The organism is Ruoffia sp. FAM 20857, from assembly GCF_045528645.1.
GTDB lineage: Bacteria > Bacillota > Bacilli > Lactobacillales > Aerococcaceae > Ruoffia > Ruoffia halotolerans.
Window position 1 is genome coordinate 1 of record NZ_JBGQRB010000128.1, and the last position, 327, is coordinate 327.

The 327-nt window shown below is 42.2% G+C and carries 1 protein-coding gene; it reads right to left on the bottom strand.

Annotation, left to right across the window (positions count from 1 at the left end; all coding sequences use genetic code 11):
• Positions 1-327, bottom strand: a 327-nt coding sequence (locus ACEN4N_RS11535; RefSeq protein WP_407094273.1) for an IS30 family transposase, incomplete at both ends; no start/stop codon positions are given.

A 327-nucleotide genomic window follows, 5' to 3' on the forward strand; every position in this document is an offset into this window, starting at 1 on the left:
CGAGTTCCCAATGCCCGAACTCTTTTCGATTCTTCACAGATTTGGGGCGTTTTGAGATGGGAGTGCCGATATTAAACTTTCCTCGCGTTTCTTGAGGCTCTCGACTTTTTCCTTTGTGTCTTAAGACCGTTAGGGGCACCTTTAAGATATCTTGGTAAATCCAGTTATAGATGGATTTAAAGGAAATTTTCCCCTGATAATCTCGTCCAACAATTTGTTCAGGTGACCATGTACGTTCTAATTTATCTTGAATGTCTTTAAGTAGCTCGACCGTGTACTTAGGATTTCTACCCTTAAGACGTGCACGTTGATTGGCACCTTCATGGG